Genomic DNA, 22,296 nt, shown 5'->3' with positions numbered 1-22,296 from the left:
TCCCTGGGGCGGCTGTGCGCCTTGCCGATGCTGCGGTCGCCCCGGGGGCTGTTACCGCCGGCCGTCCTGCTGCGGGGCGGGGTGGATGCTGCCGCAGTCGAGCGGGGTGTCGGTGTGCGGGGAGCGGCCGTGGGTGGGCCGCAGGTCGGCGAGGATCTCCAGCAGGTCGTCCTCGGTGTCGAGACGGATGTCGGCGTAGCCGCGGCCGCAGGTGCACGGCACGATCAGCGTCAGGACGTCTTGGGCGCCGTCGGCCTCGGTGATGTGCAGGGTGTGGTGCAGCCACAGCCCGCCGTCCAGCCAAGCCACCGCCGACGGTTCGAAGTCCTTGTAGCCGTCGGGGCGCAGCGCGGGGTAGCCGCGCCAGTCCATGGCCTCGACGACCTGGGCCAGGCTGTGCGGGTACGCGCTGTAGACGTGGTGGGCCGCGGTGGTTTCGGCGTCGTCGCGCTGCTCCTCCTCGCTGGGCACGCCGGCTTCGGCAGCGAGGTCCAGCAGGTAGGCGAGCGGGGAGTCGGCCGCGTAGGGGCGTGTCGGCAGGGCCAGGATCTCGGTCATGCGAGTCTCCAGGTGATGTGATGGTGCTGGCCGGGCTGTCCGGTCCACCGCACTGCCCCGGCCAGCAGGCGCAGGCCGGCCGGGGCAGTACGGAGGGCCGCCAGGTCGCTGGCAGCGGGGGTGGTCAGGGGTCAGAACACGGCGCCGACGGCGGCCAGCGCGAGGAGCGCGAGGGCGGTGAGTGTGCAGTCGACGGCGCGGCGCAGCCTGGCGAACTTGGCGACCGCGATGCGGGACAGGACGCGGATGCGAGCGGCGCGGGTGTCGCCGTGCATACACGCGTGGATCTGGGTCTCTGCCAGGCGGGCCCAGTAGGGGAATGAGGCGCGGTCCTGGCCACCGAGGCGGGGGCGGACGACTAACAGCAGCAGGACCGTGGCGAGGACGATCGCCGCGACGGCCATGCCTCCCAGGACCCGGGTGGGCATCGGGAGGGGGGCACCGGTGAGGGATGCGAGGCCGGCGAGGACGGCGCCGTTGAACGCCAGGAGCAGGCTGGCCTTGCCGTCGGTGCGGCCGATCTCTGCATGCACGGTTGCCAGGGCGGCTTCCAGGTTCTTGTCCGTGAGGCTCGCGGCGGTCGTCGGTGTGGACATCACGTCGTCTCCAAGGGGTGCTAGGCGGCAAGGGTGTGGTCGGGCGAGGTGGTGTAGTCGCAGGGGTCGGCGGGGGTGCCGTCGTGGCACTCCAAGCAGGAGCCCAAGGTCTTGAGCGGCAGGCAGTACCGGTAGCGGCGACGGCAGACCGGGCAGCTCTGCCTCGCGGCCATGGCCCTATCCAGCGCCCTCTCCTGGGCGAGGGTCGGGACCCGCTTCGGCTTCGCAAGGTCGATGCGGTACAGCCAGGCCATGCGCTGGCCGCGCCGCCAGATGAGCTGCGCGGCGGGTTCCTGGCCGCCGGGGCTGAGGCCCATGGCCCGTAACTGGCGGCGGGTCGCCAGCCCTGCGGGCGCCTGGCCGAACCGGAACTGCGGGAAGCTGCCGTCGTCGTACAGGTCGACGTCGACCAGGTCCTCGGTCTCCTGGCTGCGGCTGCTCATCGCGGGCTCCAGGGGCCGGGCAGGCGGCGAGGCCGCTGCGGGTAGCGAGGGCCGGGGCGCTGCGGGCGGGGTCGGCCGATCCGGCGGCGGGGACGGGGGATGAGCACGGTCAGGTCCTCCAGGCGGTGGTCTGTCGGCTGCGGGAAGCGCTGCGCCCGTCAACACGACTGTTGGCGGGCGCAAGGGATGGTTCGGGCGGCCGGACGGCCTGTGCCGTGACCGACTCCCGTTGCTTCGAGGCGGGGTTCGGTCACGAGGCAGGAAGCCCGGTAGGACATGTGTGCTGGCCTTTTGTGCGGGCCGTGCGTGCGTCACGCTGAGAGCCGGACGGAAGAGCGGATGGGGGAGTGATGGGCTGGTTTCGCAGTGATCCGCCGGTGGTGGATTTCGAGGCGGTCATGGACACCGACGGCGTCACGTGGCAGGCGTTCACGGACGAGGACGGCGTCCTGGTCATCGACACCGACGCGGAGGTCGAGGTGTTCGTGAACCGCGCCATCGTCGGCGGGTATGTGTATCCGGCGTGGGTCGACGACTACGGGCGTCTGGTCATCGAGCTGGAGGGCTGATCCAGTTCTTGTTGCCGCCGAAGATCGTCCTGAAGACGTGGTCTTCTGTGCCGTCTGTGCCGCGCTGGACAATCCTGGTATGGATGCGGGTGATGTGGCGCTGGTCGGTGCCATCTCAGGATTGGCCGGGGCCGTAGCGGGCGCGCTGGGCGCTGTCGCTGCTGCGGGGATCTCCGCGCGGGGAATCTTCCGACAGAAGCAGTTCGAGCGCCGCTACGAGGCGTATGACCTGTTGACGACGGCGGTGAATGACATCATCGCGAATCCAGAGATCTTGCAGCCCGGTGCTGAAGAGCAACGCGCGTCTGCCTACCGGTCCATCGTCAATGCCGTATCGAAGGTCCGGCTCTCTGGCCCGGAGCTCGTGGCGTCGGCTGCTGACCAGGTTCACGATCGGGCGACGCGCCTGTTGTTCGCTGTACGGCCGCCAGATTCGAGCAACGAGGACCCGATGCGACCTCTGCGGTCGGCCCGGTCACACTTCGAACTGATGGCGCGGCACGAACTGTCCCTCAGAGAATGAAGTGGCTATCTCCTACAGTCCCTGTGCGTCCGCCATCGATGCGGCCTCGCCCAGCATGCGTACGGGGATGCGGCCGGACCTGTGCGCGTCGTTGAAGGACGGCACCGAGTCGACGTCGTCACCGAAACGGCGGCGGATGACGTTCAGCACGACGGACGCGGCGTCGGCCTCCAGGCCGCGGTCGCCGCCGGCCTCTTTGCGGATGGCTCCGAGCAGGCAGACGGCGCCGCTCTCGTCGGTCAGCGCACCCGCGCACCACCCGTCGGTCTCCATCCGGGCTCGGGCCCGCTCGAGGAGGGCGGCGATCGGAGTGGCGGGGAGCGGCTGCGGCTGAAGTCTGGGGGTGAGCGGCACGGTGACGACGTCGGCGAGGTCGACGGGGGTGGTGTCGATGTGCGCGGTGTTGACCTCGTAGGCGACGGCCGCCTCGTCGAGCCGCACCGTCATCGCCGCGCTGATCAGCGTGAGGCGGTCCTCGAGGGACAGTTCCGCCGGCTCAGCGACGGAGCCGGTGTTGGCGGGGACGCTGGTGGCTTCGTCCAGCATGTCGAGGGGCTGGCCGGGCATGAACGTCTCCTCTCGGGCAGGCCGGGGCGGTTGGGGGTCAGAGGGCGCTGATCCATCTGGTGACGGTCTGGATGGCGCTGGTGATGCCGGGGGCGATGTCGGTGGAGGCCAGCGAGAACCCGAACAGCGCGCAGGCAACGCCGGGCAGGATGCGCTGGTGGCCGCTGCGGACCAGGAGGAAGACGACGATGCCGGTTAGCAGCGTGAGAGAGATCGACAGAACCACGGTTGTCCTTCCAAGGGGTGAGGTGCCGGCGGCCGGACGGCGGGGCGTTCCGGGGCAGCCGACGGCGGCCCCGGCGATGCCGGGGCTCGCGTGGCGAGGGGGTTGTCAGTCGTCGACGAGGGTGAAGTCGGCGCGCAGTTCCCGCAGCACGTCGTCCTGGGCTTCCGGGGCGACCAGGACGTCGCGTGCTTTGCTGCCGTCGGCGGGGCCGACGATGCCGCGGTGTTCCAGGGCGTCCATGAGGCGGCCGGCGAGGGCGAAGCCGACGCGCAGCTTGCGCTGGAGCATCGACGTTGATCCGAACTGGCTGCTGATGATGAGGTCGGCGGCCTGGACAACGAGCCCGCCGTCGACGCCGTCGGGCAGCTGGCCCGGGCCGGGCTGCGGATCCTGGCTGTCGGCCGCAGCGCCGGCCTGGTGGCCGGCGGGGGCGTAGACGCCGTGGTCGACCTGGACGAGCCTGCCTTCCGTGACCAGGTCACTGAGCGTGTTGCGGACGGTGCCGGCGGCCGCGTCGACCCGCTCGCGGATCTCCTTGGCTGTCATCTCGCCCGTGACGACGGCGAGGACCTGCTGCTTGACGGTCCGCTTCTTCGGCTTGGCTGCCGGGACCGGGGGCGGGGAGAACGAGCCGATGTCCGCTGCTCCGTAGCCTGCGAAGTCGTCCCGGCTGTCGCTGTCGCTGTCCTTGCCGGTGGGCGGCGGCGTCGTCCAGTCGTGCCACAGCCCCAGCTCGGTCAGGGCCTCGATCTCCCGGTCGGTGAGCGTGTTGATGCCGCCGCCCTCCGGGAAGATTTCGTCCAGCCCGTCGGGGGAGCCGTCCTTGGGCAGGTGCACGTAGAGGGTGCGCATCATGGTCGCCGCAGACCCGGTGACGGTGTGGCCGACGCCCTGGGTGGTCTCGCCGGGCGCGTCGTCGATGACACCTTGCATCCGGTCCATGAGCGAGGTGCGTGCGTTGAACCGGTCGGGGATGTCGGCCAGGTCGGTGTCCCCGGCGAGTCCGCCGGTTGCTTGCCGGGCGGCGATGCCGCCGGACGAGGCGGCGATGCGCAGGACGATGCCGATGCCGCCCTGAACCTGGTCACGCAGGGAGGCTTCGCCGCCGAGCTTGGACAGGTTGAGGGACTGGCCGGCGAAGACGATGCCGATGCCGAACTTGCGGCCCTCGCGGGCGAGGACGTCGGTCATGTGGGCGATGTCGTCGCCGAGGATCTCGTCGCCGACGAGGGAGTTGAACTCGTCGAGGACCAGAGTCAGCCCGGGGTAGGGGGAGTGTGCGGAGAAGTCGTGGCCGACCTCGGCATTGATGGTGCCGCGGATGTCCATCAGGGCGATGGCGGCCTTGAGCATCCACCAGGTGAAGACAGGCCCCGCGTCCTGGCGGTCGATGTGCCGGCCGACGGCACTCATCTGCGCGTCGGGACGTGCGGAGGTCACCCAGGTTGCCAGACCGGCCAGCGCCCACGCCGCGCACATCAGGGCCAGGGCGACGGTCTTGCCGGAGCCGGTGATGCCGACGAGGAACCCGTGGAGAGTGCCCGCGGCACTCTGCATGTGAACCTTGGCGTCGCTGCCGTCGTGGGCGGTGCCGATCGTGTACCGGCCGTACGCGTCGAGGGTGAGCAGCTCCCGAGTGGCGCGGCGGCTCCCCTTCAGGGGCGCCGACTCGTACAGCGTCACCAGGGCCTCGCGGCCGCGAGCTTCCGCGATCAGGCGCAGTTCCTCGGGCTGGACGCCGAAGGCGGAGCAGAGTTGCGCGTGGTTGATGCGGGCGAGCTTGCCGGCTTCGACCTGGGCGAGGACCATGCCGCGGGCGGGCAGGTCACCAGTGGCGGGGAAGCTCTCCACGCGGACGATCTCGCTGCCGGGGATGGCGCCGTCCGGGCGGGCCACCTTGTCCGCCCACATGTCTTGGATGCTGCCGCCGCCGCGGCGGCTGGTCGGGGCGACGGTGAGCCGCATGCGGCCCGGGCCGACACCAGGGATCTCGTCTACGGTGACGCAGCCGACGGGGACGCCGAAGGCGGCGGCCGCGGCGACCAGTTCGATCCGCGGAACGGGCCTGCCGGCGGGGGCGACGATGTCGGCGGTGAAGTCGGGATGCGCGGGGGAGATCGTCTGCTCGATGTTGTCCAGCCGCGTCTCCGGGGCGACTTCGGCGTCGTCCCACAGGCGCATGACCAGGCCGCGGAAGCCGGGCGGGTAGAGGGCCGTGTCGTCGGCCGGTGCCGTCCAGGTGGAGCGGGTGATGGGCAGCGCGGCCGACATCATCGCGCCCCAGCCAAGCGCGGCGACCGGCTCCCACCAGGGGCGGCCGGGCACGATGGCGGCGGTCGCGTAGACGGCGCCGCCGGTGACCGGTCCGAGGACGCGCTGGGCGGTGCGGATCGTGCGGCGGAAGTCGCGGGTCTTGGCCTTCCGGTACAGCCACCACACACACGAGCCGCTGACGGCGGCGGCGGTGGCGTGCGCGGGCAGCGACTCCATGGAGGGCACGTAGGTGAGGGCGGCAGCGGATGCCCCGTAGGCGGCCATCTCTGCTTTCGCCCGCAGGGGCATCTTGCTCATCGGTGACGCTTCCTTCCGTGCTGCTGCTGGTGGGTGGGTGGGTGGTTCCGCTGGTCGTGCTGGACGCCGTACCGCCCGGGGCGATTCGGCGTCCGGCGTGGCCAGTGGCGGATGTCAGAAGGGCGGGCCATGCGGCGGGGCCGCATCCGGTGATCGGATGCGGCCCCGCGGATGGGTGCGTTTGCGGTGGTCAGGTCTGCCGGTAGAAGCCCGGCAGGGCCTGCCGCGCCTTGGACGCGGTGGCGGCGGCGTGCACGCCGCCGTATTCGGCCTGGTGCTCGGTCTTGAGGTGGCGGGCGGCGGTGTGCATCGCGTCGGCCGCGCCCATCAGGCGCTTGCAGCCTCCGACGACCCGGCCGAAGGCGGCGCTGACGTCGGCGATGGCAGCGACGTGACGGGAATCGACCTGGGCGGCCGCGCACAGGTCCGCGACGGTGACGGCGGCGTCGGCGTTGGCCCGCATACGCTGCGCCAGGTGCTCGGCTTCCTCGAGCAGTCCGGCTGCGGCATTCTGCAGCGCGGTGAACTTGGTGACGAGCGCGGTGTAGCCGTTGTTGGCGCCGTCCGCGCCGATGGCGGGTGCGATCTCCCCCACGGGTTCTCCTTGTGTCAGTTCTCGTTGTGGATGCGGGCGCTGGGTGTGGCGAGGCCGGCGTCGGCGGTGGCGGCCTGGGTGGGCCGGTAGTCCCGCGCCATCGCCGTCTCCTCGGCCTCGGCGGTTTCGGCGGCGTCGAGGGCGGCCCGGGCCATGCGCTCGGACTGGACGACCAGCTGCGCCACGGTCTCGATCAGCGTCGCGGCGGCGCGCAGGGTGCGGGGCCCGGTGACGTTGTGCGCGACGGCCAGGTCCTGCGCCATCGTTTCCAGCTCGCCAAGCAGGCGGCGTGCCTGCTTGGCCAGGTCGGCGCACTCGTCGTGGGTTTCCATGCCCGCGGTGGTCAGCAGGGTGAGTGCCTTCAGGGCGTCGTCGAGGGTGATCTCGGTGGCGTGCTGGGCGGACATGCCGCTCGGCGCCGGCACCGATGCGGCGACCGGCGCCGGGACGCTGGCGTTCCTCGCGGGGACAGGGGGCATAGGGATGGGTTCCTTTCTGCGAGTGGTGCCGGGCCGTGGCCCGGCCGGGCGCTGCGGGGCCCGGGGAAGTGGGGGCGGGCCCTGGCGGGGCAGTGCTGGCTGGGGCGGGCCGATCGCGTCCGGTTCCCAGCGCTTGGCGTGTGCGCCGGGCGGGTCCACCTGCTCCACGGTGATCGTCACGCTCGGGCCGGTGTCGGCGTCGAACGGAGAGGACCTGGCTTGCCCGAACCCCGGCCCGGCATCGGTGTCGGGACCGGTCGGGCCCGTGCCGGCGGACTGCCCGGGACGGCCGGACGGCCTGGAGCTCTCGGACGGTCCGGGACGGTCTTCCTTCTTACGCCTGGAGTCCGACGAGCCGGGGGTGCCCGGCCTGCGAGGGCGGGGCCCGCCGTTGGCCGACCAGCGCTCGCGGCGCTTCTTCCAGCGGTCGGCCATGGCGTCGAAGACCGCGTCACGGAAACCGACTCGGTCACCGGGTGCCGTCCAGCCGTCGTTGCCCGTCCTCGGGGCCTTGCTGGTGTCCCGGGCGCCGCCCGCGGCCGTGCCGCCGGTGTCGGTGCCGGGCCGGCGCTTCCAGCGGTCCTTGGCCCGGTCACCTGCCGTGTCCCAGAACGTCGGTCCGGACCGCGTCCTCTTGGCCGCTTCCCGGACCGCGGCTCTCTTGTCCGCGTCACCGCCGGAGTTCTTCGCTCCCGGTGTGGAGCCGGATCCGCCGGACGTCTTCTTGCCCTTGCCCCACCAGTCGGCGATGGTCTGGCGGGCCGTGCGGCGTCCCGATCCTGCGCTGGCCGTATCCCCACGCCCGCTGCCCGACCCCCCAGGACTCCCGGTGCCTCTGCTGCCAGAGCCGCCGGAGCCGCTGTTTCGGCTGCCCGCCCCGCCGTTTCGCCTCCACGAGGCGTCACTTCGGCCCGGCGAGCCGCCGTTTCGGCTTGAGCCGCCGCCGTTTCGGCCGGAGCCTGTTCCGCCGGCCGACGAACCGCTTCCGTTCCGGCCGGTCCCCGACCGGCCGGATCCGTTGTTCATCCGGCCGCCGGGCCCGGGGGAACGCTGCTGCGTGGAGCCGCTGAACGGCCCGGTGCGGCCCGTTACCGACCGGCCCGCACCGATGCCGCCTCCGCCCCTTCCTGAGCCGCCGGAGCCGCGCCCAAGGGCGCTGCGGCCGTATTCGTGGCTGGAGGGGACGCGGCGGGATCGTGCGTTCTCGCGGTCGGTTTCCGCGCGGTGCCGGGTGGCGTCCGCGTTCGCTTTCGCGGCCAGCAGTTCCAGCTCCCGCTGGTGCGCGGAGGCCTCCGCGCGGCGAGGGCCGGACTCCTGGATCCAGGTCTGCAGACCCTCGAACGCGGCCAGCGCGATCGCGAGGATCGCCGCCAGCGACAGCGCCCCGGTGCGGGGCGGGCCGGCGTCCGGGACCGGCCGCGTGCCGTCCAGGCCGTCGCTGCGCAGGGCCGCCGGAACACTGTCGGCGGACTGCGGGGCGTAGGGCACTTGGGGGGCGTCGAACGCGGAAATTCGAACAGTCCCGGGCCCCTCGTCGGGGCCGTCCCCGTCGCCGTCGAGGGCCGGTGACGGCGGGACGGGCGGGGGCGGCCCGGCCCCGATCCGGGGCAGATGGCGCACGTTGTCCGGGCTGTCGTCGTCGGACACGTGCCCTCCCTTCCTGATGACTGCCAGTAGCGGGAGGGGGCTGTCTCGCACGCGTACGCGTACGCGTGGTTGGGACCCCCGTCAACCCTCTTTCTGGCGGTGATGATGATGACGATGACGATTACTGGCAGTGATTCCGGTAGAGACGTTCCAGCTCCGCCGACAGCGCGTTGAAGGTGGCGTGATCACCGCTGCGGCGGACCTTCTGGATCGCGGAGACCTTCACCAGGTCGAGCCAGGCCCGGAAGAACTCCTCCGGGCCCCGCTCCCCGGCGGCGCGGGCCTGTTCGAATCTGGCCTGCCAGTGGGCCGCCTTCTTCGGGGACATCTGCGGCGCCATCAGGCGCCCCGCTGCTGCCGGTTGGTCGGGCCGAAGAAGTCACCCAGCAGCTTGGCCTCGCCCGCCGGCGCGTCGTCGCCGTCGGCCGGGGCAAGCCGCTTGAGCGTGGCCTGCGCGGAGTTGTGGGCGGCGGCCCCGAGCTGCTGCTTGCGCTGCGCCTTGCGCAGGGCCTTGTCCTCGCGGCGGCGCATGACCACCTCGGGCTGGGTCTCCTCGTAGGCGGCGACCGTGCCGTTGATGGCCTTGGCGGCCTGCCGCATGGCCTTCGCGGCGTCCCGCAGGGGCTTGACCCGCTTACGGGCCCGGGCCGCAGCCGAGATGCCCCAGGGCAGGTCACCGTCCAGGCGGCGGGCCTTGAGGTCGGCCTGGATGGCGTCGGCGAGGGCGTCGTAGGTCTGGGCGTCGTTCAGCAGGGAGCCGCGGTGCTGGGCCTGCCAGCCCTCGCGCTGCCCGGGCAGCGCCAGTGCCTGCACGCCCGTGGTGACGCGGGTGGCAATGTCCTTGCTCATCAGGGGTTTTCTCCTCTAGAGGGGGTGGTGGGGCGATCCGGATCGGTGGAAAGCTGCGGGTGGCGTCTACGGCGCCTTCGCCGCGTCCCCGAGTTGTCAGCAGCAGCTCGGGGGCCGGCGGAACCGTCGAGACAGCGGTTCACGGAGGTTTGTGCAGGTCACTGCCCGGGGCGGTAGCCGTCGGCGAGCAGGTCGGCGGCCTCCTGGCGGTACTCGGAGGCGGTGCCGGGGGAGGAGACATCCAGTGCGCGCTGGATGTCGGCGAGCGGCAGCCGGCTGGCGTCGCCGCCGGCCTCGAGGATCATCCGGGCGACCTTGCGGACCGCGCGCTCGCGCGGCTTGAGCTTCGCGGCGTCCTCGGCTTCGACTGCGCGCCGCTCGATTTCGGCAGCAGCCCGCCGTGTTTCGGCGGCGGCCTTCTCGGCTTCGGCGGCTTCCTTCCTGGCGCGTGCGGCGTCGGCGAGGGCGACCTCCCGAAGGCGCTCCTCCTCAGCCTTCTTGCGGTTGGCTTCGGCGGTGGCGCGCTGCGTTTCGGCGGTGGCGTTCTCCGTTTCGGCAGCACGCCGGTTGGCTTCGGCAGTGGCCTTGCGGGCTTCGGCGATGGTCTGGGTCTCGATCGCCTGGGCCTCCGCCGCGGCGACCCGGTCGGCCTCCTTCGCTTCCTTCCGCTTCTGGGCTGCCTGGCGCTCCAGTTCCGCTGCGCGGAGGTCGGCGGCGGCCTTGGCCTCGCGCTCGTCGGCCTCCTTGCGCTCCGCCTCCGCCTCACGGGCGCGGGCTTCGGCGATGACGGCCTGGTCCAGCGCTTCCTGCTCCAGTGCGGCGGCCCGCTCTGCGGCGCTGACCTGGGCTCGGGCGTGGGCGCGGGCCTGGCCGGTCTGGCCGTCGACCTCGGCGCGGACCGCCTCGACCTTGCCCTTGGCGCGCAGGCGCTCGGCTTCGGACTCCGCCTTGGCGACCTCGCTGCGCGTTTCTGCGTCCAGGCGTCGGCGCTCGGCTTCCTCCTCGCGCTCCTGGGCTGCCTGCTCCTGCTCATCGGGCATGGCCAGGGCCTGGTCGACGGTGTAGCCGTAGGGGGCCATCTTCATCGGCAGCAGCTCGTCCTCGCTGGCCTGGGAGATGTCGCCCTGGTACTTGCGCTTGAGCCACTGCTCGTAGGCGATGAGCTGCTGGTCACGGCGGATCATCTCCGGGTAGGAGGTGACGCCCCACAGCCGCATCCGGCGGAAGATCCGGGCCGTCGCGACCGGGGCAAGGATCCACCGCAGCCACGGGATCGAGTCCCGTTCCGCCTGGTCAGGCCGGACGACACGGTCGATGGAGGTGCGGCCCAGCTCCACCACCATGATGAAGAGGACCGGCACGACGCCGTGGGCGCCGGCGGCAACGTAGTCCAGCAGCTTCCAGGCCCCCTCCGGGGCGCCGGACGCGGCGTTGAGGACGACGGTCGCGGCCGTCAGCAGCCACACCGGGTAGCGGATCCAGCTGATGGGGCGCTTGAGCCAGGCCATCAGCAGGTCAACGGCGATCATCACCATGATGCCGACGTCGACGCCGACCGCGAACAGCTGGCCCTTGCCCAGCGAGCCGAAGCGCAGCTCCTTGAAGGCGAACTGGGCGACGTGCTCGAAGGACAGGTACAGGCCGATGCCCGCGAGGGCGAGCGCGGCGATGACGATCGCTCCAGCCGTCCACTTCTGGCTGCCGGTCAGCTTCGCCGGGGAGTCCTCCGTTCCGGTTCCGCTTTCCGTCTCCGAAACGAACTCCGGCGCATCCGAAACGGAGCCGGGCGTCCGCGAAACCGGCTTGGGCGTTCCCGAAACGGCGGCCGGTGACGCCGTCTCGGGGTCGGGTTCAGCCGCGGTCTGCGGCCAGTCGGTGATCGTCATGAGGGCCTCCGGAAGGGGGTGTTCAGGGCGTGCGCGAAACGGCGGGGGCTGCTCCCGAAACGCGGCGGTGCGTTCCCGAAGCGGCGGTCGGTTGATCGCGAAACCGGCACCGGCTCTACCCGCTCCGCGCGCACGGAAAGGCCGGCGGCCCGGGAGGCGGGCGGCCGGTCTCGCGAAACGGCGCGGGGCGGGCGCGAAACTGGGTGCGGCTCCCGCCGGGCGGGCGCGACGTCAGGTCACGGGGAACTGCGCGCCGTGCCGGCGGAGGTCAGCGGTGGTGATGCCGAAGTGGCGGCACCGGTCGATCAGCGGCTGGAGCCTGGTGCCTACGGCAAGCGCCTCGGGCGAGCCGACGCCGAACAGCTTCTGCGTGGCGACCAGCTCGTTGAGCACGGTCGCGGTACGGGCGGCGTGCCGCTCGAAGCGGCCCTCGCCCACCCACTCCTCCGCGATGACGTGGAGGGTGGTGCGCCAGCTGCCGGCGTAGTCGTCGGGGTCGATCGGCGGGATGTCGCTGCCGAAGATGAAGTCCGCGAGTGCGGCGGCGGTGGCTTCCGTACCGGGCTGGATCGGGGTCATCGTCGTGGCCATAGGGGCCTCCCTCGACTGTCGAGTCCGGGCTGTCCGGCTCCCCTTCACCGCCCGTACCGGCCGGAGCCGGTGCGGGCGGATCAGGCAGCCGCCAGAGCGGATCACGCAGTGGTGCGGGCACGGTTGCGGGCGATGCGCCTCTTCATCCGGCGGCGGTCGTCCTCGCTCAACCCGCCCCACACGCCGTGCTGCTGGCCGGTCTCCAGCGCCCACTGCAGGCAGGTCTCAATGACCGGGCAGCGGCGGCAGACGGATTTGGCCTCCTCGATCTGCAGGAAGGCCCCGCCGGTGTTACCGACGGGGAAGAACAGCTCCGGGTCCTCCTCGCGGCACGCGCCGCGGCCGCGCCAGTCGGTGTTGACCGGCAGATCGGCGGAGGGGGCGTAGTTGGTGCGTACGATGGACGAGCGATGCATCAGGGCCTCCCAGAAGGTCCTTGCAGGAGACAGCCCCAGGGGTGCGACCCTGGGGCTGTGCGCGTGATGGGGGTGGATGCGCGCTGTGCGGCTCCCCTGGCCCGCGCCCGTACCGGCCACCACCACGAAGGCGGGGCCGGGACGGGCGGGGCAGGCAACCGACAGAGGTGGCGATGTCGGCTGAGCGGGGTGGCTCAGCGGGTGTTGCGCTGGCGTTTGAGGTAGGCGTCTTGCAGCCGCTCGAACGCCGCCCACAGTCGCTGCCCTTCGGGGCAGCGGACGCGGTCCGTGCAGTGGGTGCAGTCGGTGCTGTGCGTCTGGTGAGCGCGATGCGCTGCCTGGTAGCGCTGGTACAGGTCGTCAGGCACGCGTTGCTCGTTTCTCGTTGTGCCGGCGGGGCTGGTGGAGGTCGGCGACGCGGTGTCCCGCGTCCCACGCCGCTGTCGCGGCCACCGCTGCGGCGGTGAGCAGCAGGCGGGTCAGGGGGTGGCCGGCGCCGATGCTGGCGGCGGCCCGGGCTGCGCGGTGCTGTGCTGCCCGGGCCGCCTGTATGAGGTGGGGCATCAGAGCCCGAGGGCTTGGCACGCGCCGCACGTCCAGGCCGTGGCCGGGCCGGACGATGCCGGGGCGACACCGAACCATCCGCCACACACCTCGCACTGCATCCCGGTGCCCGCCGTGGCGGGCGCGGGGGCTGCGGATGCGGGCGGGCAGTTGCTTGGGTCGCAGGTCCACTTGCCGCACAGGGGGCAGGAGTCGTCCGCCATCACCGGCCGGTGCAGGGTGAGCACCGGCTGCCGTTCGTAGCCGGGCATCATCTCCTGATGCGTGCGGCGTGCCCGCCGGCCGTCCGGTACCCGGGCGTCGGCCTCGCGCACCAGGCGCGCCAGGAGGTCACCGAGCTGGCGATGCGCGAGGACGGGGTTGGCTGCGGCCACTGTCGTATGGACAGCGGCTCGTGTCATGATCGCCGTGGTCATAGGGATCTCCGAATCCGTTTTGACCGGACAGCCCCGGAGCTCTGACCTTCCGGGGCTGTCGCCTTGTGACTGGCCGGACGGCCAGCCACGGCCCGTCTCCCACCCCCGACGCTCTGGTGGGGTGGGAGAGGGACCGTGGCGGATCGTCAGGCGGCCGACGCGAACGCGGACGAGGCGGCCGTCTTCGCGGGTCGGATCAGGTAGTCGGACGTCGTCCACACCGACCCGACCGCGAACGGCTGGCCATCGGGACGGAGGGTGTCGCGGACGATGACCGCCCACCGGGCACAGTCGCGGCGCAGCAGCGTCGCTGCCTCCCTCGGGTCCGTGACGACTGCCAGGACCTCGAAGCGCCCGTCCACGTTCTGGTAGATCGCGCCGGGACGGCGGGGGCCGATCTCGTCAGCGGCGCTGGGCAGGGCGATGACGCTGGGGATCACGCTGCGGCTCCGATCAGGCGGGCGAGGTGGGCGAGGGCGAGATCGTCGGTGTAGTCGGTGACCTCCTCGCGCCGGACACGGGCCAGGCGGTAGTGGTCGACCGCGTGACGGCGGGCCCTCAGCGCGCCAGCCGCGACCCGCGCGGCCATCGGCGCGTGCTCGCGGTACAGCGCATCGAGCAGCTGCCGGGCGGCAGTGTCGGGGCGGGTGGCGGACTGCCGCGGGTGCGGTCGGGGACCGGCCGGGGTAGGCCGGTCGGGGGTCCGCTCGTGCGGGACCGGTCGCCGCGGTAACGGCGGGCGGGTGACGGCCGCAGGGACGTCAGCCATGATGGTCATGAGGGGTGTCCCTTTCTGTGGAAGGGGCGCTTGCGACACAAGAACCCCCAGGGGCGCAATCCCTGGGGGTTCGTCGCATATTGGGCCCCGCGCTTCGGCGGCGGGGCGTGCGTCCTGCGCGCTCCGGCGCACACCATCCAGACCGCGAGGGCCGGGCGGTGTACGGCGGGCAGCGCAAGCTGCGTCAGGTCTAGGACAGGGCGGCCTGCTGCTCTTTCAAGTCGTGGATGCGGTCCGCGATCCTGGCCCGCTGTGAGCGGGACAGGCCCTCACGGGTCAGCTGCCGGTGGGCGGCCGCCAGCTGGTCGGTGATGCGCTGCTGCGGAGTACGGGGATCCTTCGGTGCGGGCATGACGTCCTCCTTCGGTCGTCGGGGCAATGGCGTACGAGCAGCCACGGACCCGGCCGCTCCGTTGAATGCGGGGCGGCCGGGTCCGTGGTCGATCGTCGCGGTGTGGAAGTCAGGCGTTAATGCGCAGCGGCGCGGTCGGAACCTGGGGGCCACGGAACTCGGAGACCGTGCCGTCCTGGCGGGGACGGCACTGATTGTTCGCCGTCTCCACCGTCGTGCCGCCGCGCTGGGTCCACTGCGCCTTGCGGGCATCTGGCGCCGTCTGCTTGCGCGCCTCGCGGCGAGCGGGCTCCTCATTGCGTACGAGGACGTAGCGGTGGGCGAGGGCGCCTCCGTGCGTGCAGTGCTGGCCGGTGCCGCATCGCACGCATTCCTCGAGGTGGGCGAGGTACGCCCGCCGGGCCGTCTCCAGCGTGACCCCCGCGTGGATACGGGCGACCGGGGCAGCCGGGGCCGGGAGCGGCTTGTAGAACTGGCGGGCCGCGCGCCGGTTCTCCTGCGGCATCGCGTCTCGCAGCAGCCGGTTCTGGCGGGCCTGCCAGCGGCGGACGTCGATGTCGATGACCACGAGCTGGTTACTGCCGGGGCAGGTGACGTGCTTCTCGCCGTCCGCGACCTTGTCGGAGATGCAGTGCTCGCGGATCTTGAGGACGGTGTCGCCCATGATCCGGCGCCAGGTGCGGCAGTCGGGGCAGGCGATCGTCTTCACTTCGCCGGGCCGGACGTTGAAGTCCTCCGGGGCCATGGTGCTGAGCAGTAACGGCGCACGACGGTTGGTGTTCTTGGTCCGGACGCGGCCGGGACGCTTGCGGGGCATCGAGTCCTCCTGACGTGGGATCGGGTGCGGGTGCTGCCTTCTCTGCCGCGCCAGGCCGGCCTTTCGGCAGGTGGGTCCTGGCGGGCAGACAGCGCAGCGAGCGCTGTTCGAGGTGAATCAGGTGGAGCTATTCGGTACAGGCGCCTAGGCCGGGGGAGCTCGGCTCACCCCACTGCCGCCGCCCCGAAGAGGCAGTGACTCCTGCTGTTTTCTGCGGTGGTGCCTACTCGGTGCTCCCGGAGGGTCACCGACGCCTTACGTACATCAGGTTGCATCAGGTAACCTCAGGTGTCAAGCGGTATAGTGATGCACCCAGAGGGAATTTGAAGGAGGCGAAGGCACATGGCAGGGCCGCCCAGAGCCGACAATCGGCCGCCGTACGCGCGGATCGCGGGCTACTACCGCGACCTGATCAGCTCTGGGGAGCTCTCGCCTGGCGACCTCCTGCCCAGCATCAAGACTCTGTCGACCGAGTGGAAGGTCAGCACAGCCACTGCGGACCGGGCCATGCGGCTGTTGCGCGAAGAGAAGCTCGTGCAGGGCATCCCGGGCGTCGGCACAGAGGTGATGGCGCGCCCCATCTCGCTGTCCTCCGGGGCGGAGCGCCACGACCGCAGCAGCAAAACCCAGTCGTCGTGGGGCGTCGGCGAGAAGTCGTCCGGCCACACCGCCGGCATAGTCGAGGCTCCCGAAGACGTCGCTGCCGTGCTGGGCATTTCGCCTGGTGACGACGTGATTCGCCGTATCCGTGTCTACCGGGACGGTCATGGCATCGTCTCCCACTCCACGTCATGGATCCCAGCGGAGTTCGCCCAGGCCGTCCCCGAGTTGGCGCGGAGCGAGCGACTCAAGGGCGGGTTGTCACTCGACTTGATCGCTCGGGCTACCGGGCGGCACGTCGTGAAACGCGTGGATGAGGAGACTGCTCGCATCGCAACGGAACGCGACCTTGAGCTCCTGGAGCTGGAGGCCGACACCGTCGCGGCGATCCTTGTGCTGACCGCGCGCTTCCTGGATGCCGACGGGGAGCTGTTGGAGTACGGCGTGGACCTGGGCGCCCCGGGCCGCACCCGTCGCACGACGTCAGAGGTGCTGCGGTGACCGCGCAGAACGTCGACGTTCTCGACGACACGCTCGTCTCCTGCCTCGAGGACCGCCTCAGCCAGCTCCTTCGAGCCGAGCACACTGACACCCTCACGTTGGAAGGACGATTCGAGATCACGCGTATCTCCGCCGCTTTCTCCGGCCGACCGGGCGCCGCGCCTCGCGCGATTCTCATGGCCGGTCTCCAGGGCTCCGGCAAGACGACCCTCGCCCGCGCCTTGGAGGAGGCCGGGTTCTGGCGCCTGTGCCCTGACGAGGAGATGTTCCGCCGTTACGGCCACTACGGCAGGGATTTCCCCCGTGGGGAGTTCAGAGTTCGGGAGGCGCCCGTACTCAAAGACATCGCCCTTGAGCTTCAAGAACTCCTGGCGGCTGGACGCGACACTGTGGTCGACCACGGTTTTTGGACTCCAGAGGAGAGGGCCCACTGGGCAGCGACCGTGATGGAGGCCGGCGGCGATCCCGTTCTCATCTACTTGCCCGTGCCGCACGAGGTGCGCTGGGACCGAATCCGGAAGCGCAATGAGCAGTCGCTGATCGACCCGAACAGCATCGAGTTCAGCGAGGAGGATCTGCTCAGGCACGCCGGCCGCTTCTACCCGCCGACCGATGATGAGCCGCACATCGTGTACGACGGTCACCCGGAGAACGTGCTGGCCGCGCTCCGCCGTGCACGTCCTTCCATGGATGGCGGCCCGCATTGACCCCTACCTCCCACGCGCAGCACCAGGCACTCGTTGACCATGACCGTGCTCGGATCTTGCGGCTGCGGAAAGTGACATCGGCCGGTGACATCCGGAATGTCACCGCCACTTGTCACCTCCGCGCGATCAAGGGACCGTGCCATCCTCGGCCACAGAAGGGCCAACTTCCGCTCCGCGGGCATCGCCCTGTCGGGGCGCGCTGCGCCGCTGGACCGTACGGGAATAAGGGATCGCGATGACTGATGAGCGTCCTGCCTGGGCTCGCCGGATGGTGGAGGAACGCGCGGCGCGTGACTGGTCGCAAGCCGACGCGGTGCGCGCCTTGATGGCTCGTCTTCCCGAGGACCAGGTCGTGAGCGAGCAGGACCTACTGCGCCAGTGGAAGAGATGGGAGGCCGGTGAGGCTCAGCCGACGAAGTATCGGTCGGTAATCGCCCAGACCTTCGGCACAACCACGGGCGCCTTCTTCCCCGAGCGGAGCCGCCGCGACGGCCGCGCGGAGGTTTTGCAGGTCAGCGGCATGGACACCGTGGACATCATCGCCCGGCTGCGGGCGTCCGACGTGGACGTCGCGACCCTGGACGCGCTGCGGATCACGGCCGACCGGCTGTGTTGCGAGTATGCGTACATGCCGGCCGACCAGTTGCTCATGGAAGGCAAGGCGTGGCTCGCACGCGTCGTAGGCCTCCAGCACCAACGCGTCAACCTCGCCCAGCACCGTGAACTCATCGCGCTCGCCGGGAAACTTTCGCTCCTAGTCGGCTGCGTGGAGTACGACTCTGGCCGCCCTCGGGACGCCGAAGCGACCCGGCAGGCCGCGCTCATGCTCGGCCAGGAGGCCGGTGACCTGAGCGTCCAGGGCTGGGCGCATGAGATGCGCGCCTGGTTCGCCCTCACCCGGGGCGACTATCGCGGCGTCATCGCGGCTGCGGAGGCCGGCATCGTCGTGGCGCCGAACGAGAGCGTCGCTGCACAGTTGTATGCGCAGAAGGCGAAGGCGTGGGCGCGGCTGGGGGACAGGTCGCAGACGGAGGTTGCGCTCGATCTAGGGCGTCAGATCTTGGAACGCCTCCCGTATCCGGAGAACATTGAAAACCACTTCGTGGTGGACCCCGGGAAGTACGACTTCTATCGTATGGACGCGCTGCGGAAGGCGGGCGAGAACCGGCTCGCGGAGCAGCTGGCGCACGAAGTCATCCGGGCTGGCACCGACTTTGACGGGACGGAGCGCTCGCCCATGCGGATCGCCGAAGCCCGCGTCACGCTCGGCGTGGTTGCGGCGCGTGAAGGCGACCTCGACACGGCCTTGGCCTACGGCGAGCGGGCCCTCGACGGGGATCGGAAGTCACTGCCGTCCCTCGCGATGGTCGCCTCCGACCTCGGCCAGGCCCTCCAGTCCCACTACGCTCACGCTCCGGAGGCACGGGAATTCGTCGTCCATCTTCGCGAACTGCGAGGTGGCCAATGACGCCCTCCCGCGAGATAGGCACATCGCTGCGCACTTACCGTCATACAAACTCGACATTTCGGGCACTTCGGACGTTGCACTGATTCGCGGGAGATTGAAAACAGCGAAAGCCGCCAGCGCCTGGCGGAGGAACGGGGGCTCAGCACCCACCCGAGAGGCTGACACAACCTCAAACGCACCAAGCAGCGTAGCAATCCATGTACAGTTTCGATCACACGTGGAGAGGGGGAGTGATGACCGAGCTATTCCAAGCCGTAGACGACCTACTCAGCCGACGCGCTGAGGTTCTCCCTTCCCCTGAGGTGCGGGCCAGGCTCCGCAAGGCGTCTGGTCTCACTCAGGAGGAAGTCGCCCAAGCGTTCGGCGTGCATCGCATGGCGTTCCTGCGGTGGGAGAACGGGCAGTCGATGCCTCGTCCACGCCATCGCGCTGCCTACCTTCGGCTGCTCAAGGGCTGGGCTGAACGCTTTCCCGAGGCCGCTGAAGGATCTGAACTAACGGAGGCGTCCTGAGTGCGTCTCGCCAGCCGCCCCCCGTAGAAACGCCGAAGCGGCCCCCGTCGCCACAACAGGGACCGCTTCCTAGCGATCGACTCGCGCCCTTCCAAAAGCACCGAGTCGTGAGCAGCGAGGTGACCTCGTCTGCCGGGTGATGCCCGTGGGCCCAGGGCCCGCGTGGTCACCTATACCCAAGAGTATGCGCAATAGATAGCGCAACGCCACTACTCCGGGGCCCCACTAGGTCACATTCGCTGGTCACGGCTCCCCTACTTGGGGAGATGTTTCCCTTTGCGCAGCCAGCACCAGCCGCCCTCGGTCAGCATCACGCCGGTTACTCCGGCCGCCGACAGAGGCACTCCGCATGTAGATCCTTCAGGACAAATCCGGCAGGCCAAGGCTCCTGCGAGTGGGGTCTCTGTGCCCCGGCACATGGGGGTCGGGTCGGATCTTGTGCATGCCCTCGACTACGTCGTGCTGCTCCAGGTGATGTTCAACCTGGCGTCGGGTGTGCACTCGACGCCGACCACCGTGTGGGAGCAGCTGAAGGACCGGGGGATCCGGTCGGCGAAGAACGCGCGTGAGCTGGTCGGGAAGAACGCTGTCTATGACTCTTTCGGCCGGCTCATGGAGGCCGGTTACGTGCGTCGCCAACAGCTTCCTCACCCGACTCTGCCCGGTCGCAAGGGGCCGGTCGTGTACGAGGTATACGACAACCCGACATGGAATCCCGACTGGTCCCCGGCTGCCGACACCGAGGATCAAGCGGAGGTAAAACCGCAGGTCGCGACGCTTCCCGGAACGCCGGATCCGTTGTTCGGGGAAGCCGACAAAACCTCAGGTCAGAACGCTTCCCGGAACGCCGGAAGCGTTAACAACGGATCCGGCGTTCCGGGAAGCGTCAAACGTCGAGTTCCCGCAGGTCAGGACGCTTCCCGGGTTCCGGGAAGCGGAATGGCTTCCCCCCCACACCCCCCGGAGGGGGAGGAGGACTCCTCCTCCCCCAACCCCCTCACGAGGGCATCGAGGCCGCTTCCGTCACAGAGGGAGGGGGAGGAGTTCTCTCTCCAGGACGTTCAGGCGGCTGAGGTCTTCCTGCAGACGATGAAGGCGCCATGGCAGGCCGGCCGTTCGACCGCGGCCAAGAACGCGCCGCAGCTGCTGAAAGTCATGCGTGAGCAAGGCTGGCCGAGCATCCACGAGGTGGACCGCCAGCTGCTGGAGCAGGACCTGCTGCGCAATACCGTGGGTGCGAAGTCGTTCGCGCACGTGCTGCCCCGGTGGATCGCGGATCTGCGGCTGTTCAGCGTGGTCACGGCCCAGGCTCGTCCCCGCGCCACCACCGCCGGGGGCAAGGAAGTGTGCCGCAAGCCGGGACACGGCAATGCGTTCCCCGTCGGGGACTGCCCGGAGTGTGCCCGCGAGGCCCGGCCCCGACGTGACGGTGCCTCACGCATCGACACCGCATCGCTGATCGCCGCGCTACACAGCCGTTCCAAGGGCTGCTGACCACCGACGACGAGACGGCGCCCAGGGGCGTGGTTTGACCTGCCTGCCCAGGGCGTCGACGGACCCTCGAGGAGATCCGTTGGAAACCACCGTAAGTGCTGCTGCCGAGCTGCCTCGGCAGCACACGGCGCGCGAGGACCTGGACCGTCGGCCGCCGCAGGACCTGGAAGCCGAGCAGTCCGTACTGGGCGGCATGCTGCTGTCGAAGGACGCCATCGGCGAGGTGTCCGAGATCGTCAAAGGCCGGGACTTCTACAAGCCCGCCCACGAGACGATCTACGCCGCGATCGTGGAGCTGTACGGGGCCGGAGAACCCGCCGACCCCATCACGGTCGCGGCCGAGCTGACCCGGCGCGGCGACCTCAACCGCGTGGGCGGCGCCTCCTACCTCCACACCCTGGTGCAGGCGGTGCCGACGGCGGCCAACGCCGCGTACTACGCCGAGATCGTCCACGAGCAGGCGGTACTGCGCCGCCTCGTCGAAGCCGGCACCCGCATCGCCCAGCTCGGCTACGCAGGCGAAGGCGATCTCGACGAGATCGTCAACACCGCCCAGGGCGAGATGTACGCGGTCACCGAGGAACGCGCCGCCAGCGACCCCGGCAGCGGCATCGCCTCCATCGTCGAACGCGTCGTGGACCAGATGGGCGCCCGCGACGAGGACGAAATCACCGGCGTGCCCACCGGGTTCACCGACCTGGACTCCCTGACGAAGGGCTGGCAGCCGGGGCAGCTCATCGTCCTCGCCGGCCGACCCGCCATGGGCAAGTCCACGGTCGCCCTCGACTTCGCCCGCGCCGCCGCGATCCAGCACGGCCGCAGCGTCGCCCTGTTCTCCCTGGAGATGAGCGAGGACGAGATCGGCATGCGGGTCGTCTCCGCCGAGGCCCGGGTCGGCCTGCACCACGTGCGCGGCGGCACCGTCACCGACGACGACTGGGCACGCATCGGCCGCCGCCTGCCCGACATCGGCGCCGCCCGCCTGCACGTCGACGACTCCCCGGGCCTGACGCTCACCGACATCCGCACCCGCACCCGCCGCATCGCCGCCCGCGACGGCCTGGACCTGGTCCTCATCGACTACCTCCAGCTCATCACCCCCACCGGCAGCCGCCGCAGCGCCTCCCGGCAGGAGGACGTCGCCGCCATCTCCCGAGGCCTGAAGCTCCTGGCCAAGGAGATGCACGTGCCGGTGATCGCCCTCTCCCAACTCAACCGCGGCCCCGAACAGCGCCAGGACAAACGCCCGATGGTCTCCGACCTGCGCGAGTCCGGCGCCATCGAGAACGACGCCGACGTCGTCGTCCTGCTGCACCGCGAGGACGCCTACGAGAAAGAGTCCCCCCGCGCCGGCGAAGGAGAACTCATCATCGGCAAGCACCGCAACGGACCCACTGCCACCATCACCGTCGCCTTCCAAGGCCACTACTCCCGTTTCGTCGACATGGCCCAGACCTGAGGAGGACGACCATGAAGTGACGCCCACGCCACCGCGCTCAGCCCGCCTCCACCCCGTCGGACCGCAGACCGTTGCCGCCAGCCAAACGCTGGCACCATCTGAGTGACACACT

The 22,296-nt window shown here is 70.6% G+C and carries 27 protein-coding genes and 1 pseudogene; 8 read left to right on the top strand and 20 right to left on the bottom strand.

From position 1 onward, the window contains the following. Positions 1–51 precede the first annotated feature (51 nt). From IE260_RS33995 to IE260_RS33985, 3 genes are all read right to left on the bottom strand, one after another. Positions 52–558: a hypothetical protein gene (locus IE260_RS33995; RefSeq protein WP_189878956.1), complete on the bottom strand. Its 507-nt coding sequence runs from the start codon at positions 556–558 to the stop codon at positions 52–54. 131 nt (positions 559–689) lie between these two features. Next, entirely contained in the window at positions 690–1,154 is a 465-nt protein-coding gene (locus tag IE260_RS33990) for a Pycsar system effector family protein (RefSeq protein WP_189878954.1), read from the bottom strand. 20 nt (positions 1,155–1,174) lie between these two features. Next, positions 1,175–1,597: an RRQRL motif-containing zinc-binding protein gene (locus tag IE260_RS33985; protein ID WP_189878952.1), complete on the bottom strand. Its 423-nt coding sequence runs from the start codon at positions 1,595–1,597 to the stop codon at positions 1,175–1,177. Between the two features lie 377 nt (positions 1,598–1,974). On the opposite strand from IE260_RS33985, the gene IE260_RS33980 reads away from it, so the two are divergent. Next, positions 1,975–2,166 carry a hypothetical protein gene (locus tag IE260_RS33980; protein WP_189878950.1) on the top strand — a complete coding sequence of 64 codons (192 nt, stop codon included), beginning with the start codon at positions 1,975–1,977 and terminating at the stop codon, positions 2,164–2,166. A gap of 79 nt (positions 2,167–2,245) precedes the next feature. Beyond that, positions 2,246–2,689 (top strand): hypothetical protein, encoded by a 444-nt coding sequence (locus IE260_RS33975; protein WP_189878948.1) that lies wholly within the window; start codon positions 2,246–2,248, stop codon positions 2,687–2,689. Between the two features lie 12 nt (positions 2,690–2,701). Here the strand turns inward: IE260_RS33975 and IE260_RS33970 are convergent, their stop codons facing one another. The 17 genes from IE260_RS33970 to IE260_RS33890 form a co-directional block, all read right to left on the bottom strand. Beyond that, positions 2,702–3,256: a DUF6197 family protein gene (locus IE260_RS33970; protein WP_308434719.1), complete on the bottom strand. Its 555-nt coding sequence runs from the start codon at positions 3,254–3,256 to the stop codon at positions 2,702–2,704. A 37-nt stretch (positions 3,257–3,293) separates the two neighbouring features. Continuing rightward, complete coding sequence (locus IE260_RS33965) at positions 3,294–3,482, bottom strand: hypothetical protein (RefSeq protein WP_189878946.1); 189 nt, start codon at positions 3,480–3,482, stop codon at positions 3,294–3,296. A gap of 105 nt (positions 3,483–3,587) precedes the next feature. Continuing rightward, complete coding sequence (locus IE260_RS42110) at positions 3,588–6,053, bottom strand: DNA translocase FtsK (protein ID WP_229881573.1); 2,466 nt, start codon at positions 6,051–6,053, stop codon at positions 3,588–3,590. 190 nt (positions 6,054–6,243) lie between these two features. Then, complete coding sequence (locus tag IE260_RS33955; RefSeq protein ID WP_189878944.1) at positions 6,244–6,648, bottom strand: hypothetical protein; 405 nt, start codon at positions 6,646–6,648, stop codon at positions 6,244–6,246. Positions 6,649–6,662: 14 nt separating this feature from the next. After that, a complete protein-coding gene (locus tag IE260_RS33950; protein WP_189878942.1) occupies positions 6,663–8,774 on the bottom strand; it encodes a hypothetical protein in 2,112 nt (703 codons plus the stop codon). 121 nt (positions 8,775–8,895) lie between these two features. Beyond that, positions 8,896–9,102, bottom strand: coding sequence for a hypothetical protein (locus IE260_RS33945; protein WP_189878940.1), 207 nt, complete (start codon positions 9,100–9,102; stop codon positions 8,896–8,898). 11 nt (positions 9,103–9,113) lie between these two features. Further along, positions 9,114–9,623, bottom strand: a complete 510-nt coding sequence (locus IE260_RS33940) for a hypothetical protein (RefSeq protein WP_189878938.1) — start codon at positions 9,621–9,623, stop codon at positions 9,114–9,116. 158 nt (positions 9,624–9,781) lie between these two features. Then, positions 9,782–11,509, bottom strand: a complete 1,728-nt coding sequence (locus IE260_RS33935; protein ID WP_189878936.1) for a DUF2637 domain-containing protein — start codon at positions 11,507–11,509, stop codon at positions 9,782–9,784. A gap of 231 nt (positions 11,510–11,740) precedes the next feature. Continuing rightward, complete coding sequence (locus IE260_RS42105) at positions 11,741–12,100, bottom strand: hypothetical protein (RefSeq protein ID WP_229881569.1); 360 nt, start codon at positions 12,098–12,100, stop codon at positions 11,741–11,743. A 101-nt stretch (positions 12,101–12,201) separates the two neighbouring features. Then, complete coding sequence (locus IE260_RS33925) at positions 12,202–12,516, bottom strand: WhiB family transcriptional regulator (RefSeq protein ID WP_189878935.1); 315 nt, start codon at positions 12,514–12,516, stop codon at positions 12,202–12,204. Positions 12,517–12,710: 194 nt separating this feature from the next. Further along, positions 12,711–12,884 (bottom strand): hypothetical protein, encoded by a 174-nt coding sequence (locus IE260_RS33920; RefSeq protein WP_189878934.1) that lies wholly within the window; start codon positions 12,882–12,884, stop codon positions 12,711–12,713. Further along, entirely contained in the window at positions 12,877–13,080 is a 204-nt protein-coding gene (locus IE260_RS33915) for a hypothetical protein (protein WP_189878933.1), read from the bottom strand. Before IE260_RS33915 ends, IE260_RS33920 begins: the two co-directional genes overlap by 8 nt. Then, positions 13,080–13,481 carry a hypothetical protein gene (locus tag IE260_RS33910; protein ID WP_189878932.1) on the bottom strand — a complete coding sequence of 134 codons (402 nt, stop codon included), beginning with the start codon at positions 13,479–13,481 and terminating at the stop codon, positions 13,080–13,082. Before IE260_RS33910 ends, IE260_RS33915 begins: the two co-directional genes overlap by 1 nt. 161 nt (positions 13,482–13,642) lie before the next feature. Continuing rightward, a complete protein-coding gene (locus tag IE260_RS33905; RefSeq protein ID WP_229881566.1) occupies positions 13,643–13,936 on the bottom strand; it encodes a hypothetical protein in 294 nt (97 codons plus the stop codon). After that, the gene (locus IE260_RS33900; protein WP_189878931.1) at positions 13,933–14,274 is read right to left on the bottom strand and encodes a hypothetical protein; all 342 of its coding nucleotides are present in this window, start codon (positions 14,272–14,274) and stop codon (positions 13,933–13,935) included. The genes IE260_RS33905 and IE260_RS33900 overlap by 4 nt, the downstream gene beginning before the upstream one ends. Before the next feature lie 190 nt (positions 14,275–14,464). Next, entirely contained in the window at positions 14,465–14,626 is a 162-nt protein-coding gene (locus IE260_RS33895) for a hypothetical protein (RefSeq protein WP_189878930.1), read from the bottom strand. A 109-nt stretch (positions 14,627–14,735) separates the two neighbouring features. Next, positions 14,736–15,443 carry a hypothetical protein gene (locus tag IE260_RS33890; protein WP_189878929.1) on the bottom strand — a complete coding sequence of 236 codons (708 nt, stop codon included), beginning with the start codon at positions 15,441–15,443 and terminating at the stop codon, positions 14,736–14,738. A gap of 342 nt (positions 15,444–15,785) precedes the next feature. Here IE260_RS33890 and IE260_RS33885 point away from each other — a divergent pair, with 342 nt between their 5' ends. The 6 genes and pseudogenes from IE260_RS33885 to dnaB form a co-directional block, all read left to right on the top strand. Further along, the gene (locus tag IE260_RS33885; protein WP_189878928.1) at positions 15,786–16,544 is read left to right on the top strand and encodes a GntR family transcriptional regulator; all 759 of its coding nucleotides are present in this window, start codon (positions 15,786–15,788) and stop codon (positions 16,542–16,544) included. Further along, positions 16,541–17,251 carry a P-loop nucleotide/nucleoside kinase family protein gene (locus IE260_RS33880; protein WP_189878927.1) on the top strand — a complete coding sequence of 237 codons (711 nt, stop codon included), beginning with the start codon at positions 16,541–16,543 and terminating at the stop codon, positions 17,249–17,251. The genes IE260_RS33885 and IE260_RS33880 overlap by 4 nt, the downstream gene beginning before the upstream one ends. Before the next feature lie 235 nt (positions 17,252–17,486). Beyond that, positions 17,487–18,719, top strand: coding sequence for an NsdA family TPR-like regulatory protein (locus IE260_RS33875; RefSeq protein ID WP_189878926.1), 1,233 nt, complete (start codon positions 17,487–17,489; stop codon positions 18,717–18,719). Between the two features lie 197 nt (positions 18,720–18,916). Beyond that, a complete protein-coding gene (locus IE260_RS33870) occupies positions 18,917–19,231 on the top strand; it encodes a helix-turn-helix domain-containing protein (protein WP_308434718.1) in 315 nt (104 codons plus the stop codon). Between the two features lie 438 nt (positions 19,232–19,669). Next, positions 19,670–20,725 (top strand): hypothetical protein, encoded by a 1,056-nt coding sequence (locus IE260_RS42100; protein ID WP_229881560.1) that lies wholly within the window; start codon positions 19,670–19,672, stop codon positions 20,723–20,725. Between the two features lie 142 nt (positions 20,726–20,867). Beyond that, positions 20,868–22,184: pseudogene (gene dnaB / locus IE260_RS33860) on the top strand (replicative DNA helicase); the annotation flags it as partial. Positions 22,185–22,296 lie beyond the last annotated feature (112 nt).

The organism is Streptomyces viridiviolaceus, from assembly GCF_014650995.1.
Lineage (GTDB): Bacteria > Actinomycetota > Actinomycetes > Streptomycetales > Streptomycetaceae > Streptomyces > Streptomyces viridiviolaceus.
This window is presented reverse-complemented; position numbering and strand designations above follow the sequence as displayed.